The sequence below is a fragment of the Dyadobacter crusticola DSM 16708 genome (assembly GCF_000701505.1).
Classification (GTDB): Bacteria; Bacteroidota; Bacteroidia; order Cytophagales; family Spirosomataceae; genus Dyadobacter; species Dyadobacter crusticola.
On record NZ_JNJB01000001.1, the window covers coordinates 106,895 to 123,223 of the forward strand.

General features: G+C 45.0%; 16 protein-coding genes. 13 read left to right on the forward strand and 3 right to left on the reverse strand.

Going from position 1 to position 16,329, the window contains the following annotated elements; all coding sequences use genetic code 11:
• The first annotated feature begins 55 nt into the window (after positions 1–55).
• From Q369_RS0100535 to Q369_RS0100580, 10 genes are all read left to right on the forward strand, one after another.
• Positions 56–349: a type II toxin-antitoxin system HigB family toxin gene (locus Q369_RS0100535; protein WP_031525557.1), complete on the forward strand. Its 294-nt coding sequence runs from the start codon at positions 56–58 to the stop codon at positions 347–349.
• 11 nt (positions 350–360) lie between these two features.
• Positions 361–549, forward strand: a complete 189-nt coding sequence (locus Q369_RS0100540; RefSeq protein WP_031525558.1) for a hypothetical protein — start codon at positions 361–363, stop codon at positions 547–549.
• Between the two features lie 18 nt (positions 550–567).
• Entirely contained in the window at positions 568–1,488 is a 921-nt protein-coding gene (locus Q369_RS0100545; RefSeq protein ID WP_031525559.1) for a transketolase family protein, read from the forward strand.
• Positions 1,485–3,182 carry a hypothetical protein gene (locus Q369_RS0100550; RefSeq protein WP_031525561.1) on the forward strand — a complete coding sequence of 566 codons (1,698 nt, stop codon included), beginning with the start codon at positions 1,485–1,487 and terminating at the stop codon, positions 3,180–3,182. The genes Q369_RS0100545 and Q369_RS0100550 overlap by 4 nt, the downstream gene beginning before the upstream one ends.
• Positions 3,183–3,184: 2 nt before the next feature.
• Entirely contained in the window at positions 3,185–4,303 is a 1,119-nt protein-coding gene (locus Q369_RS0100555; RefSeq protein WP_031525562.1) for an acyltransferase family protein, read from the forward strand.
• Between the two features lie 75 nt (positions 4,304–4,378).
• Positions 4,379–5,122 carry a glycosyltransferase family 2 protein gene (locus Q369_RS0100560; RefSeq protein ID WP_031525564.1) on the forward strand — a complete coding sequence of 248 codons (744 nt, stop codon included), beginning with the start codon at positions 4,379–4,381 and terminating at the stop codon, positions 5,120–5,122.
• 10 nt (positions 5,123–5,132) lie between these two features.
• Complete coding sequence (locus Q369_RS0100565) at positions 5,133–7,817, forward strand: DUF3352 domain-containing protein (RefSeq protein ID WP_031525566.1); 2,685 nt, start codon at positions 5,133–5,135, stop codon at positions 7,815–7,817.
• 4 nt (positions 7,818–7,821) lie between these two features.
• Positions 7,822–8,856 carry an alginate O-acetyltransferase AlgX-related protein gene (locus tag Q369_RS0100570; protein ID WP_031525567.1) on the forward strand — a complete coding sequence of 345 codons (1,035 nt, stop codon included), beginning with the start codon at positions 7,822–7,824 and terminating at the stop codon, positions 8,854–8,856.
• A gap of 49 nt (positions 8,857–8,905) precedes the next feature.
• The gene (locus Q369_RS0100575; protein ID WP_157487994.1) at positions 8,906–9,166 is read left to right on the forward strand and encodes a hypothetical protein; all 261 of its coding nucleotides are present in this window, start codon (positions 8,906–8,908) and stop codon (positions 9,164–9,166) included.
• Between the two features lie 21 nt (positions 9,167–9,187).
• Positions 9,188–10,918, forward strand: a complete 1,731-nt coding sequence (locus Q369_RS0100580) for a M14 family metallopeptidase (RefSeq protein ID WP_031525570.1) — start codon at positions 9,188–9,190, stop codon at positions 10,916–10,918.
• A gap of 10 nt (positions 10,919–10,928) precedes the next feature.
• On the opposite strand, the gene Q369_RS0100585 is transcribed toward Q369_RS0100580, so the two are convergent.
• Positions 10,929–11,753: a hypothetical protein gene (locus Q369_RS0100585; protein ID WP_031525572.1), complete on the reverse strand. Its 825-nt coding sequence runs from the start codon at positions 11,751–11,753 to the stop codon at positions 10,929–10,931.
• A gap of 167 nt (positions 11,754–11,920) precedes the next feature.
• Between Q369_RS0100585 and Q369_RS0100590 the strand changes: the two genes are divergently transcribed.
• Entirely contained in the window at positions 11,921–13,063 is a 1,143-nt protein-coding gene (locus Q369_RS0100590; RefSeq protein ID WP_031525574.1) for a DEAD/DEAH box helicase, read from the forward strand.
• Complete coding sequence (locus Q369_RS0100595) at positions 13,064–13,363, forward strand: rhodanese-like domain-containing protein (protein WP_031525576.1); 300 nt, start codon at positions 13,064–13,066, stop codon at positions 13,361–13,363. It begins immediately after the preceding gene.
• A 16-nt stretch (positions 13,364–13,379) separates the two neighbouring features.
• On the opposite strand, the gene dapF is transcribed toward Q369_RS0100595, so the two are convergent.
• Both dapF and rplS read right to left on the reverse strand, forming a co-directional pair.
• A complete protein-coding gene (gene dapF, locus Q369_RS0100600) occupies positions 13,380–14,159 on the reverse strand; it encodes a diaminopimelate epimerase (RefSeq protein WP_031525578.1) in 780 nt (259 codons plus the stop codon).
• A gap of 95 nt (positions 14,160–14,254) precedes the next feature.
• Entirely contained in the window at positions 14,255–14,617 is a 363-nt protein-coding gene (rplS, locus tag Q369_RS0100605; protein ID WP_031525580.1) for a 50S ribosomal protein L19, read from the reverse strand.
• A 215-nt stretch (positions 14,618–14,832) separates the two neighbouring features.
• On the opposite strand from rplS, the gene Q369_RS0100610 reads away from it, so the two are divergent.
• Positions 14,833–16,314, forward strand: a complete 1,482-nt coding sequence (locus Q369_RS0100610; protein ID WP_031525582.1) for a bifunctional ADP-dependent NAD(P)H-hydrate dehydratase/NAD(P)H-hydrate epimerase — start codon at positions 14,833–14,835, stop codon at positions 16,312–16,314.
• Positions 16,315–16,329: the final 15 nt, after the last annotated feature.

Here is a 16,329-nt window from a genome sequence, read left to right on the forward strand (position 1 = left end):
CTCAACATTCTGAATATTAAATCACTTGTTTTTTTCTATATTCTAATGGGGCCGAATGGTTATTATCAAACAGAAAACGCTACATGTTTACGGATCAATTTATCCCGAAGCTGTAAATGCAATCAAAGAATGGGCATTAAAGACCGAAGCCGCAGATTGGGCTAATTTCAATGAAGTCAAGTCTGTTTTCAATAGTGTTGATTTCATAGGAGACAATCGTTATGTCTTCAATATAAAGGGAAATCGTTACCGGCTCATTGCCATGATTTTCTTCTCAGTCAGAACCGTTTACATACGCTGGTTTGGAACGCATTCGGAATATGACGAAATTGATGTTAAAACAGTCTAAACATTGATGCTATGGAAATCTTGAATGAGAAGGATTATCAAAGTGCATTTCAAAAGATAGATAGTCTGGTAGTGGCTGATTTTGAGAGCTCTGAAGCCATGCAGAAGGAATTTCTGGAACTGGCGAAAGCTATCCAGGAATATGAGAAGAAACATTACCCACTACTGTCTCATCAATCAGAAGTGGTTATTCATAAATGAACTGAGTAAGTACAAACAATGAGAAAAGAATTTTCAAATGCCATGGAACAGCTTGCAATGGAGGACGATTCTATCGTTTTCATTACAGGCGATCTGGGCTATAACGCGCTGGAAAACTTGCAGGCCAAATTGGGCAAACGGTTCATCAATGCAGGTGTTGCCGAGCAGAATATGGTCGGAGTAGCTGCCGGCTTTGCGCATAAAGGCTACAAGGTTTTTTGTTACAGCATTGCTCCATTCATTGTTTACCGCTGTCTCGAACAGTTCAGAAATGACGTGTGCTTCAATAACTTACCTGTTTTCCTCGTTGGAAATGGAGGAGGTTATGGTTACGGCATCATGGGTAGCAGCCACCATACCATTGAAGACTTGGCTTGCCTGAGCGGGCAGCAAAATGCAAACGTTTGGGTACCTGCATTCTCGGATGAAGTAGAAGCAGTTGTAAGACAAATTGCTGCCGACAGCCGCCCTGCATACCTGCGTCTCGGCGCAGGGAAAACAACTCCTGCAAACAGCATTGAAACCGGTTCTTTCAAGATCATTCACCGGCCTGATCATGCAGATATAACAGTTTTCGCATTGGGGCCGATTGCCAATAATGTAATGGCTGCTCTCTCCCTATCGCCAGAACTGACTGCGAAAGTGAATGTAGTCACTGCACTACATTTCCCATTGACTATCGAAAACGATCTTGTTGAGCTGATCAAAAAATCGCCGGCTATCCTGGTCGCCGAAGAGCATATCAGCACTGGCGGACTTGCGCAGCAACTTTCAGTGCAATTGCTGGAAAACGGCATTGTTCCACGCGGATTTAAGAGTCTGAAAGCAGAAGGATACCCGAATAGCCGCTATGGAAGTCAGACTTATCATCAGAAGCAATCCGGCCTTGATCCCGATTCCATTTTCACGCATTTAAATCAATTACTGATACCGGCATGACAAAAAAGGCTTTAACTGTCATTCTGAGCCTGATCCTTTTGCTACCGGTCCTGATTTACTTTACGGTCTGGAACTACTACGCTATTAATATCCCCAAGTGGGACGACCACGCTTTTAAGGCATTCATCATTGAATTCTCCCAGGCAACGGATTGGAAAGGTGAGGTACGCGCCTTGCTAAGGCAGCATAACGAGCACAGAATTGTACTCACCCGCATTTTCGCCTGGCTGGATTTCTGGATTTTCGGGTCACTGAACTACAAGCACCTGATGATTTGCGGAAACCTGTTGCTGATCGGTGTGATTCCGCTTTGGTACGAATTGCTGAAAAAGAACAAAAAGCCACTTTTTGCCTTACTGCCTGTACCCTTTTTGTGGCTCACTCTTGCATTTTGGGAGAATATGTACTGGGGAATGTCGGCAGTTCAGAATTTCGGGGTTGTTACACTGACACTTTGGACACTTTTTCTTTGTGTAAAGCCCAAAACACTCCCATTCGTCGTTTCATTACTCCTAGCGGTACTTACAACGGTTACGAGCGGAAACGGACTTCTGGTATTGCCACTGGGCGCACTACTCCTATTCTTGTCCGGCGACCGGAAACGTTTCGCAATCTGGATCCTGTGGAGTGCTGCCACGGTATTCGGCTATTTTTCGACCTACGAAAAGTTTGACAATAACCCGGTCACGCGTGCCGGCCTCTTCCAGCTGGTAAAGGGATATATGTCTTTCCTGGGGTCATTTGCAGAATCGTTCCCTGTCCTCGATCATTTCAAGGTTTGCTTTTTCCTGGGCATTGTCCTGTTTTTTGTTGCAGTCTCAATTGTTTCAACCACGCTTTTCAGGATTGTCAGGAATAAGTACGCCAACAAGTTTGAAAAAACAACTGACCTGTTCTGTTTGGGAACAGTCCTTTTCATTCTTGGGACTGCGCTGATCGTGGTGTATTCCCGGGCAGGCTTCGGTATCGAGACACTGGTTACAAGCCGGTACAAGATCTATTCTGTTCTGCTACTGCTCGTTGCTTACCTCTATGTAGTGATACCGATCCGGGGCACATTCCTGTCTCCTTACATTACGGCAATTGTTTTTCTTGCGGTGGTTTTCAATGTATTCAGCTACCATTACCATCTGGTAGACGCTTACAACCTGCGTAAAATGCTGGTGACTGCGCAGTTCAATTCTACATTCACCGACAAATCTTTACGCTATCCTACCGACACTTCTTTCGCGGCCAATATTGTTGAAAAAACACCGGTTATCTATGATAAATGGCTCCCATTGATCGGGATCGCGGACAGACAGAACTATGCAGGCGGGTCACGCGGAATGGTGGAGCTGTTCGACAATACTGCATTCAAGAAAGCTGAAAAGTCTCTGCTGGTTGAAAATAACCTTTTCAGTAGCCAGCGTTTGCAGGACAGCGGCGTGTATGTGCTGCTCAGCTCCAAAGACCGTTACTACATATTCCCGGCGTACCGGACGCGCAACAAGAGCCGCAAAGAGCTATTTTTGAAGCAGTACTACTTTTCAAAAGGTTTTTACGCGGATATCCCGTTCACAGAACCACTGGAAAAAGGAGTTTATAATGTCGCATTGATCCGTCAGGACGGGAATGAAACCGGAATACTTTTCAAAGGCGAAAAAATCACGATCAATCCGATCAAAGCCAACAAAGTCAGGGTAAACTGGTAAACATGCGCACGAATTCATCAGGACATATCATTCAACTGGACGGGATCCGCTTTATAGCGATCGCGCTTGTGCTGATAGAGCATCTTTTTGTGGAAGTAAATACCATACCTGTGGGCGCAACAGGTGTTACTATCTTCTTCGTACTCAGTGGCTTCCTGATTTCTAGGATACTTTTAAAAAGCAAGGACAAAAACTTCGGTACGCCCGGAGGTTTCAGAAAATACCTGGGCAAGTTTCTCGTACGCAGGACAATCCGGATTTTCCCTGTTTACTATCTGGTGATTTTACTTTTGTACATCTTCAATGTACCTCCGACGCGCGAAAAACTCGGTTGGCTGGCTTTGTACGGTACCAATATCTACATGGCGACCTACAAAAGCTGGATGGGATCCATGGATCATTTGTGGTCGCTGGCGGTTGAGGAGCAGGTTTATCTCTTTTTTCCATTTCTGATCTTTTTCATTCCAAGAAACAAGCTGGTACCCGTGCTCGGGATCATGGGTGCACTTAGTATTGCATTCCGGTTCTGGTACTATTTTGCCAATCCGGATTTTGGAATTGACGATTGGATTGTAACGTATGTAAGTACACCGGCTTGTCTGGATTCTTTCGCATTGGGTGGCTTAATGGCCTGGTTACAGGTTTATAAGACTGATTTCTTTGAAAGGCTTTTTAGTAAATCCTGGCCGGTACTGCTCGCATTTCTGGGCTGGGTGCTACTGCAAATATGGTCCAAGACCTTTGAAGACAGGTTCAATATTTCATTTGTCGTATTCGACAGAACGGTATCATCACTGTTCGGGTTTTTCCTGATTGGCCGGGCTGTAATGGGTTACGGAGGTGTTATGGCGGCGTTTCTTGAAAATCCGGTGAGCATATACCTGGGTAAAATCAGTTATGGTTTGTACCTCTATCACAATTTTGTGTACAACCATTTTCACAGTGGACCGATGCACCCGACTGTGCGCCTGTTCAGGAAAATTTACCAGTATGTACCTGACCTTAAAGGCTCTGTGGCCTTTGAAGCACTGCTTGTTATGGTACTTACAGTGGCAGTGGCATCTTTTTCATGGCATTTCTTTGAAAAGCCTATCAATGCGTTAAAGGATAAGTACGCTTAGTAATTAATCATTTGACATATCGAGGTTCCAGCCTTATTTATTAATTTCGCGTAATCATACCAAATAAAATTCTGCATGTCATACCGTCTAAGTATAGTGATGCCCGCGTACAATGAACAGGATTGTATAGAAAAAGTAGTTTATAATTGGACAGACTTCCTGAAACAGACTTTTCCCAACGATAATACAACCCTCATTGTTATTAACGACGGTTCCAAAGACAATACAAAAGTGCTTTTGGACAAATTGGCAAAAGAAGTTTCCAATCTGACGGTAGTCAATCAAAAGAATGGCGGACACGGCAATGCAGTTGTAAATGGATATCGCAAAGCACTGGAGCTCAATTCTGAATACGTGTTTCAGACAGATAGCGACGACCAGTTTATCTCAGGTGACTTCCACAAACTATGGGAAAAGCGTGATCGTTCACAGTTCATTCTGGGCTATCGCGAAGTGAGGCACGATGCAGGTGTACGGCTATTTATCACCAAATTCCTGCGCAGCACGATCTCCCTTGTTTACGGTACATATATTATGGACAGTAACATTCCATTCCGCCTGATCAAAGGAAGTTTTCTCCAAAAATTAATGAACCAGCTTCCCAATCCGGAGCCTTTCGCGCCGAACATTTTCCTTTCGGTTATGGCGAAAAAGTCCGGACAAGAACTGTTTGACATACCTATCACGCATAAAGACCGTGAAACCGGAACCGTATCAATTGTGAAATGGAACTTGTGGAAAGTTTGTATACGAAGCTTCAAGGAACTGCTGCGTTTTCGTCTTGAACTGAATAAAAAGGTCAGAGCGATACGTGCTTAAAAGATAAGCTGTGTCAAAAAAGAGCATTTTCATTGTCCTGTTGATTGTTATTATAGCGTCGGCAGGATATTTCTTATATAAGTGGACACGTGGTTCCACGGCTGCTTGGAAGTTTATCCCCTCCAATGCGGTGGTGGTAATTACCAGCGAGCATTTACAGGATTCCACTTACGCAGCTACGGAAGCAGGCCTGGATTTGAAGAGGCTGCCGCTGCTTGATGTTGCGAGCGATAATCTTTCCCTGCTCAATCTGCTTACTACCGATAAAAAGCGGCTTTACAATTTTTTAAGAGGAAAAGCAGTTTCCTACTCCTACCACCCCCGCACTGCCACTGAATGGGGTGTGCTGATGTATATTCCTGTCACTTCCGAGGAAGAGCAGTGGCTTTCCAGCCCGCAAAACGCCAATATTCGTGCATTGCACCATAACTTCCAGAATCACCGCATTACCGACATTATTGATAGTAATTCCCGGCCGCTATTCTCGTATCTGGTTAAAGATAATCTTCTGATCGTGAGCTACTATGGTGATCTGATAGAAGATGCAATGCGTGCTTCTTCCCTCAGCATCCAATCCTTTCGGCTTCGTTCCAGGTTTTCCAACATCGACGATTCAGAATTCGGTACGAGCATTTACCTGCGAAACGATGCCTGGAAATCGGTTGTTTCCGCTGATAATGCAATCGGCATTTACACTGAATTTGCAAAAAACTTCCCGACCTACCAGGATTATCATATTGAATCAAAGCCTGGAAAAAAGGGGAATTTGACATTGAAATCGTTGGGTAGCGATGCGCCTGATTATTATATGGCGAACATTTTGAAGGATATACCCGGAATGCCGTTTGCGGGTCACAAGCACATTTCGCAGCAAACTTCCTTCCTCTACCGATCGGCTGCGTCTGATAAAGCTGCATTTAAAAAGGAATTTGGCAAATGGCACAAGAAACAAAAATCACCTTCCTGGGATAAGCTGAACTACTACATTTCCTCAGAAAGCAATCTGCTGATCAATAACCTGGGCTCTGAGCTGCTACTCTGTCAGCTCGAAGAAAACAATAGTATCAGCGACGGGAAGATTCTGCTTGCCGAGTTTTCAAATTATGACAAAGTGCGGCCCGTTTTACAAAAACTTGCCCGGCTGTCTAATTCTGAAACAAATGCCTCGGTGGATCAGTACCAGGGTTATGATATCTATTCAGTACCAATTCCGGAGCTGCCTTCCGGACTTTACGGGCCGATGTTCTCGGGCTTTCCACGCAGCTATTTCACTTACGTCGCGCCTTACCTCGTAATCAGCAACAATTCACAGGTTTTGCAGAATTACATTGTTGATTACGAAAACCAGATTACCTGGAAACAATCACCAGAATACGACAGTGTTTTGACCAAAACGAACAGCGAGGCGCAGCTTTCGGTCATTGTAAACCTCAGAAAAGCGCAAACCCGGGCTGGAAATGAGGGTTTCACCAAATATTCGGACCTGATCTCGAAAATGGAGTCTGTCACATTTCAATGCCGCTATGCAGACGATGAAGCTTTTCCCGAGATTACATTTACACCAAAAAAACGGCAGACAGCCAGCAAGGTACTTAACCGTACTTTCCTCAATATCGACATAGAATGGCCCGATCTCTTCGACACCGAACTGACCGCATTACAGAACCCGATCGACGGGAGTTCCGAGGTTCTGCTGACTGATAAGAATCACAACTTGTTAAGGACAAATAACTTGCGCGAGGGTAAAACGGAAGTGATCGCCAAGCTTGACGGGCCAATTGTTACAGCTTCCTATAAGGTCGATTTTTTAAATATCGGCCGTCAACAACGCATTTTCGCGACAGCAAAAACCGTTTATGCGCTGGACGAAGACGACTCTACTACTGTATCTACATTCACTGGAATACTGCCCTCTTCTGCGGATATCAATGCATTGTACGCCATTGACGGAGGCGACGAGGGAAGTAACCGTTTTATCATCAAGACCACGGCAGAAGAACTTTTCATTTGGGAAAGCGTGACCAGGCCGGTAAAAAGACTGAACAGTTCGGTACGTTTTGAGAATATTCAGAGTCCCGTAATCGCATTGAACCAGATCGGCAACAAGGGATTTATCGTCACACAGAAAAATGGTAAGATCTACTTGCTCAAAGAAAACGGCAGTGTAAGGCAAGGTTTCCCTGTTGATATCCTTACAAGAACCGCAAGTGCATTCACCTGGACACAGGATCCCGGAACCGGCCAGCCGGAGCTGGTTGGGGTAAGTGTTTCCGGTGAACTGGTCAGGATCAATCCGGAAGGGAAAATTACTTCCAGGAAACAGTTACTGCGCCCGGAGCCCGGTTCTTCTTTCAGGACTTTATTTGATCGGAATTCTCTGGATTGGATCCTGGTGCGGTCTGTTAATTCCAAGACTGCGATTATTAGTAAAGACGGGAAGGAATTGTTTGAGATCAAGGATATTTTGCCAAATCCTGTTATTCAGTACCACTTTTTTGGTGTAGATAACCGCTTTATTACAATCAAATCAGGAGGTTACACGACAGTTTTCGATATGACGGGCAAGCGACTGGGCGACAAAGCAATTCCGTCTGAAATGCCTGTTCAGCTCACTTACCAGCCAGGCTACTACAAATTGTTGATATTCAGCAGATCAGAAAAGAAGATTCAGGTTTGGTCTGTCAAATTGCGATAAGTCGATGAAGATTTTAAAATACGTCCTGTTGATTTTAGGCTCAGTCATTTTTGCGATCGGGCAGAGCCAGTATTTGCTTACAAAAGTGGGTGAATGGAAGCTGATCAATGACGGATACCAGTACGGAGACCTTTACCGTTTATCAAATCTTTCCAAATTCAAAGATCCAAGGCGCACATGCACAGATTACGTGCCGCCTGCAAAAGCTACCGGAACGCGCAAAGTTCACCTTTACATCATCGGCGACAGCTTCACGGAAGCGCAGCGCGTGGGATTAAAGGATTTTTCTGTTGATGCATATACATACGTGCATTGGTCGGATTTCCTCCATATCAAACTGGATACCACAGAGACTAACATATTGATTTTAGAGTCCGTGGAGCGGCACTTCCGGCAGAAAATGGTTGCACCTGTTCAGGTGCTCATTCCTGATACTGCCACTTTCAAAACGCACGTAAATCCGCCGCCATTCATGAACCAGCTGGATGATGCTTTTAATGCAACTTACACGCGCGACAGGCTGGACGCGGTTTTGTTCCAGAATGATTTTTTTCTGAGAGTAAAAGAATGGCGGGCAGATTTCCAGCATCGTTTTTTCGACCGCGTCAACGAGTCCGTTACCATGGTAAATAATGATCAGGATATGGTTTTTTACATGGATACTGACACGACCGGAGTGACTTCGTCTTTTAAGGAAGTAAGCAATAGAGAGATCGATACGATGGTTATTAATCTGAACGAAAGCCGGAAGTTTGCTGAGTCCATTGGTTTTAAGCATGTTTTCCTTTCTGTAATACCCAATAAGGTATCCGTATTAAATCCCGAATACGGGATTTACAATCACCTGATTGAGCGCATTTACGCACATCCGAAACTGAATATGCCGACGATCGACATACTCGCTGATTTCCGCAAAATGGGCCGCAGCTCTTATCTCAAGGGAGATTCGCACTGGACGTGTGAGGGGCAGTACTTGTGGCTCGACAAAGTAAATGCGGAAATCAACAGGATGGTTTCTGCCAAATCACCTGTTCTCTAAGAAGCAAAAGCATATTGCAAGGGTTGCAATGAAGCATGCGTACAAGAAAATGCGAAACCCGAGTTCAAAAGCGGTGCAGAATTATATAAAGTACCTCGGTAACTATGCATCCAAATCGGTTAAAAAGGCATTGCCCGGGTTTCAGCCGCCGCTTTATGCTGAAACCAGTAACTATGTCCGCATTGGTCCGACCATTACATTACTGCCAGATGAAGATTATTACCGTCAGTTCCCAGATTCCGAGAAGGACATTTTCGTTCATCACCTTACAGCCCCATATCTGTACCTGATTGAGAAATATAAATACTAATCCCGTCTTCTTAACTCCACAATGCGCATTTCGATACTTTCACTTCTGCTACTTGTTCAGTTCGTTGCCACTGCTCAATACAAAACGCGATTCGAAGTAAGCGGCGGCAAGCAAACCCCTACTTACGAAGAGGGTATCGCATTTTACAAACTGCTTGCCAAGAATTTTCCGCAAATCCAGATGACGGAAAAAGGTCCGACAGACAGTGGTCGGCCGCTGCACCTGGTACTTTATTCGAAAAACCGGGATTTCGATATCAAAAAGCTCAAAGCACAGCGAAAAGCGATTTTGCTCGTCAACAATGCGATCCATGCAGGCGAGTCCGACGGGGTGGATGCTTCGATGATGCTCCTCAGGGATATTGTAACAAATCCAGGTAAATACCCGGAAATGGACAGTGTGGTACTTGCGATTATTCCATTCTACAACATTGGTGGTGCATTGAACCGGAATAGTACAACCCGCACCAATCAGGAAGGTCCCGAAGAATATGGGTTTAGGGGAAATGCGCGCAATTATGATTTGAACCGTGATTTTATTAAAAGCGACACGCGGAATGCGCGTAGTTTCGCGGCCATTTTTCACGAGCTGGATCCCGATCTTTTTGCAGATACCCACGTGAGCAACGGAGCGGATTACCAGTATGTAATGACACTCGACTATGCGCAGAAGGATAAGCTGGGCGGACCGCTGGGCGATTTCAACAATGCTGTTTTTCTGCCTTATATGTACAACCACCTGAAAGAGGCAGGTTTTGAATCAACGCCGTATGTAAATTCCTGGGGGCAGACGCCGGATAAAGGCTTTGTTCAGTTCCCGGACTGGCCGCGGTATTCGACAGGTTATGCTGCATTGTTTCACACGATTGGCGTAATGACAGAGACCCACATGCTCAAACCGTACGATCAACGCGTAAGGGCGACTTATGCTTACCTGCACGGTAATTTGAAGTTTCTGGCAGCTAACCGGAACAAGCTGTTGAGTTTACGTCAGGAAACAAAAGAGTCGGTGAAAACGCAGGAGAAGTTTGCGATTACCTGGCAGGTGGACAAAGCGAAAAATACCGAGATCGAATTCAAGGGTTATGAACCGAAATATATTAAAAGTGAAGTAACCGGGGCTGAGCGCCTGCATTACGACCGTACAAAGCCTTTTACCAAAACAATCCCTTTTTATGACACCTATGTCCCGCTGGATGAAGTTACAAAGCCAAAAGCCTATATCATCCCGCAGGGCTGGCACAATGTAGTTGCATTGCTGAAACTGAACGAGGTCGCAATGCAGCAGCTGGAAAAAGATACCGAGTTCGACGTGGAGACTTATTATATAGAAAATGTGGAGTCACCTAAAATGCCGTTTGAGGGACATTATTGGCATACCAGCGTGAATGTCAGAACTGAGAAGCAAAGGTTGCCATTCAAAAAAGGAGATTGGTATATACCCGTAAATCAATGGACCAACCGATATATTGTCGAAACATTGGAACCCAAAGCCGTAGATTCATTTTTTAAATGGAATTTCTTTGACATGATCTTACAGGCAAAGGAGCATTACTCCAACTATGTTTTTGAAGATCTGGCAGCAGCGCTTCTGACCAAATCACCTGAGCTGAAAGAGAAGCTGGAAGCAAAAAAGAAAGCCGAGCCGGCATTTGCAAAGAATGCAAATGCGCAGCTCGACTTTATCTATGATCAATCCGTGTACCGGGAGAAAGAGTACTTACGTTACCCGGTTTTCAGGGTTATAAAATAGTATGCAGCTTTTAGAACCTGAATCCGAGGCTGAAATTGAACTCGCCTGTTACCTGCAAGCCGCGGGTTATGGTTGTTCTTGACATATATTTTTCACGATCAACGTACCTCGATCCCAGGCCGCCATTCAGGCTGATCTGAAACTTGGGTGTGACCTGGAAGTTAACGTAGTTATTGACAAGCAACCCCATTCTCACCCAGTCATTGTTCCGGCCGGTTGAAATAAATCCGCCGGTCACAGGATCGTATGTGTTGGTATTGTTCCAACGCTCGCCCCTGCCAAAGAAGAAACTCGGACCAACAGCATAAGTAACTTTTCTTTGTCCAAATGGGTAGATCTTCAAGCCGGGCGACAAATAGAACATCGCAGAACCATTATTATCTGGAACGTCGAAAATGTAAGTGGAACTTCCGGGAATGGTAATCGTAAATGGCAGAATGATCCCGAAATAACCTTTTTTATCAACAATCCGCTCATAGCTGATCCCGAAACCCGGCCCGCTGTCAAGCGCTTTAAAAGGTGAAATGTTAATCAGGTTAGCTCCAAAAGCTTCACTTTCGCGCTCTATAACTGTCTTCGCGCGGCCACCATCAATGCGATCAGTCATGAAAACTGTCTGTCCATTTTCAAATTCAATGCGCAAAACCTCCCTTTTCAGGATCACAAAGTTCGCGCTGTTTTCTGTATTGTTGATTTTGTAGGTAATGCGGTCAACTCCGACTTCTGTGACTTTACCTTCGACGGTTTTCCCATTTTTCTTAACGATGATATCCTGTGCCTGAGCTGCGACAAAGAATAGGGAAAGCAAGAGCGTAAAAAGACTGTTTTTGATCATGGCTAAATATGGTTGATGAGGAATATCTAAATTTATGAAAAGAGAAGACAATCCCATGATATTTTTTCATGAACGTTAAAAACGTAACTGCTGTTATACCGTCGGCCATTGGCCACAATAGGATCTGGCTGCAAATCAATATCTGACACAGCCGCTAAATAAAACAAATGACATTTCAGGAATTAACACTCATTGAGCCTATCACGAAGGCTCTGAAAGAAGAAGGATACAACACCCCCACCCCCATTCAGGCAAAAGCGATCCCGATTATTTTAGAACAAAAAGACTTGTTGGGCTGCGCACAGACCGGAACAGGAAAAACGGCAGCTTTTGCGATACCAATGCTGCAACTGCTTTATAACAAGCCTGTTGGGAATTCGGAAAGACAGCGAATCCGTGCATTGATATTGACTCCAACCAGGGAACTGGCGATTCAAATAGGCGAGAGTTTCGCAGCTTACGGTCGTCACACCGGACTTAAACATACGGTTGTATTCGGCGGTGTTGGCCAGAAGCCTCAAACCGACGCATTAAGAAGAGGAGTTGATATCCTCGTCGCAACGCCGGGCCGGTTGCTCGATTTGATCACACAGGGTTTTATTAAGCTCAACCAGCTTGAATTTTTCGTATTGGACGAAGCCGACCGTATGCTGGATATGGGTTTTGTTCATGACGTAAAAAAAGTTATCAAGTTATTGCCGGCGCAAAGGCAGTCACTATTCTTCTCGGCTACAATGCCGGCGGCGATCGTTCAGCTTGCGGGAACGATCCTGAATCAGCCCGTAAAGGTGGAAGTTACCCCGGTTTCCTCCACAGCCGATACAATCAGGCAGTCTGTTTTCTTTGTCGATAAATCTGACAAAAATTCTTTACTGCTGCACATTCTGGAAGACCAGTCTATTTCTACCGCATTGGTTTTTACACGTACCAAGCACGGTGCGGATAAAGTTGTGAAGGTATTGAGAAAAGCAGGGGTAACGTCGGAGGCGATCCACGGTAACAAATCTCAGAATGCGCGTCAAAATGCGTTAAAGAATTTCAAAAGTCAGACTACCCGCGTTTTGGTAGCGACCGATATTGCTGCCCGCGGCATTGACGTTGACGATCTTACCCACGTGATCAATTACGAGATCCCGAACATTCCGGAAACTTACGTTCACAGAATTGGACGGACAGGTCGCGCAGGAGCAAAGGGAATTGCGATCTCATTCTGTGACAAGGAAGAAAAACTTTTTCTCCGCGACATTCACAAGCTAATCGCCAAAAACATCCCGGTTGAAACCAACCATCCTTTCGCTGTATTGAGGTAAATGCGTAAGAGTTACTCGGATATCAGTCTGTCACAAGCACTGGAATTAAGCCAAAAGCCAGGTTCAGTGCTTGTTGACGTTCGTGAGCAATGGGAATTTGAAGAATTTAATGAAGGCGGGATCAACATTCCCCTCGCTGATATCAGGCAGAAGAGGGAGTTGCTGGCCGACTACGATCCCATAATAGTCATCTGTACCAATGGCGTTCGCAGTAAGGTAGCTGCAATGGATTATTGCAGGGTGCCTGAATGGTCTGAAAAGACCATTTTTCATGTAAAAGGCGGCATACTGGAAGGTTAGTCTGCTAACCCGCAATTTACACGCTCAATGCGCCGCTGAAAACTTTTACAGCTGGTCCAATCAGATAAATATCACTGAATTCTCCGCTTTCCGTTTTGGAAAATGCGACTTGCAAGGTTCCTCCAATCGTTTCTACTTTGATCGGGCTCTCCCAGCCTTTTCTTAAATGGGCAGATAATGCACAGGCGGTAACACCGGTGCCGCAGCTGAACGTTTCATCCTCTACGCCACGCTCGTACGTTCTTACACTCAGGTGATTTTGCTCAATTACCTCAACAAAGTTGACGTTTGTGCCGCCTTTCGGTCCATAAACTGAACCATACCTGATCTCGCTTCCGATATTTACTACGTCTACCTCGGTCACATCATCCACGTAAGTGACGTAATGCGGAGAGCCGGTATTCATGAAATCAAAATCATCATAACGCTCCAAATCCTTTACGCCCGACATTTTAAGCGTGATTATATCTCCGTTAATGGTAGCTTCATGCTCCCCGTCGACGGCTATGAACTTCGTTTTTCCGCTGAAAACTCCCAGATCACTGGCAAACTGCACAACACAGCGACCGCCATTTCCGCACATACTTCCTTCGCCACCGTCTGCATTAAAATACACCATTCTAAAATCATAACCTTCGGCATTTTGGAGCAAAATAAGCCCATCCGCGCCCACACCAAATCTTCTGTGACAGATGGAAGCAATGAGTTCCTTTGAAACCGGGAATTGCTGGCTCCTGTCGTCGATCATTACGAAGTCATTTCCTGTGCCCTGGTATTTGAAGAAGTCGATTGTCATTGCAATGTGGTATTTGAGTTGGCGGATTTGTACAAAACAACAAAACCCTGCAAGAAAAAATCACTTGCAGGGTTTTTAATTTTTTAAGAGGGACTTTATTTAGCCACTTTAAGCTCCTTGATGCGAGCTGCTTTACCCTGACGGCCACGTAGGTAGAACAAACGTGAGCGACGTACCTTACCACGACGGATCAATTCGATTTTCGCGATACTTGGTGAAAGGATTGGGAAAACACGTTCAACACCTATGCCGTTTGAGATTTTACGTACTGTAAAAGTTTCACCGCTTGAGCTAAGATTACGACGTTGCATAACGGTACCCTGGAACTGCTGGATACGCTCTTTGTTACCTTCACGAATCTTAACGTGTACGTTGATTGTGTCGCCTGAAGAAAATTCAGGGTACTCGGATTTACGATTTTCAATCGTAGCTTCTACGAGTTTAATAAGTTCGCTCATGACGAATGCTTTTTTATAGATTTAAGTGATAGCTTGTTCCCAGCGGACGGGGTGACGCCCCTTCATTCAAAACAGCTTTTGCGAAAATGCGTGCAAATCTAAGATTATTTCCGCTTATCTAAAAGCACTTGCTCTAAATACTGGATTAATTCAGCAAGGCAAACTCGCTGGTATGAAGATTTGGAACAGATACTTACCTCATTAAATACAAGAGCATGAAAATACTTGGTGCAGAACAAATCCGGGCGCTGGATAAGCATACTATTCAAAACGAACCTGTTTCTTCCCTCGATTTAATGGAACGCGCGTCGGCAGCTTTTGTCAACTGGTTTTGTAGTGAATATGTGAATACGAGACCGGTTTCCGTGTTTTGCGGAAAAGGCAACAATGGCGGCGATGGCCTGGCGATTGCGCGTTTACTTAGCCAGCGGAGCTATGATGTGCAGGTTGTTATTGTTGAATACACAGACAAAAGTTCGGAAGATTTTCAAGCCAATCTGATCCGTTTGCAGGACCAGCTTACTCCCGTTTACATTCATTCAGCAATTGACTTTCCCGTGATTTCTGCTAAGGCAGTTTGCATTGATGCTTTACTGGGCTCAGGATTGTCGCGGCCGGTGGAGGGTTTATTGGCTGAAATCATTACCAGGATCAATGCATTGCCTAACCGAGTTGTAGCTGTTGACTTAGCAAGCGGGCTGTATACAGACCAGTCAAATGCGAAAGAAGAAGTGATTATAGAACCGGATTTTACGGTCACGTTTCAGCTCCCTAAATTCTCATTCCTGTTTCCACAAAATGTCGCTTTTACCGGAGCGTGGCACGTAGTAGATATCGGATTGAATCAGGAATTCATCAATCAAGCGGAAAGCCCCTATTTTTTTACCGACCAGCAAGCTGCCGAAACGCTGGTTAAGCCACGGGGTAAATTTTCGCACAAAGGTACTTATGGGCATGCGCTGCTTTTGGCGGGTAGTTTTGGCAAAATGGGTGCAGCTGTACTTTCAGGAAAAGCCTGTCTGCGCTCGGGTGTTGGCTTATTGACAATGCATTCGCCGCTTTGCGGATATGAGATAATCCAGATCTCCATCCCGGAAGCAATGGTTTTGGCAGATCAGGCGCAAAATCATCTAAGCAATTTGCCTGAGCTTAGCTCCTATTCAGCAGTTGGAATCGGGCCCGGTGTGGGGCAGGAAAGCGATACAGCCAAAGTGCTTGAACAATTGCTGGAAGAAGTCAGGGTACCTCTTGTTATAGATGCAGACGCGTTGAACATTCTGTCAACGAATCGTGAATTATTAAATAAACTACCTGAGAATACGATTTTAACCCCGCATCCGAAAGAATTCCAGCGACTGGCAGGCGATAGTGAAAATGAATTCGATCGTCTTGAACTTGGTCGGGATTTTGCTGCAAAACACAAAGTTATTGTCTGTCTTAAAGGGGCAAACACTGCCGTCATTCTTCCGAATAGAGAAGTACATTTCAATTCAACAGGAAACCCCGGAATGGCGACTGGCGGAACCGGCGACGTACTGACGGGAATAATCCTCAGCCTTTTAGCACAAAAATACAAACCCCACGAAGCTGCAATCTTCGGTGTATACCAGCACGGACTAGCCGGGGACAAAGCAGCAGCTCAAAGAGGCCAAAGCGCATTGATCGCGTCTGATCTTGTAGAAAGTTTGGGTTGGTAGGTATGAAATGCGTTA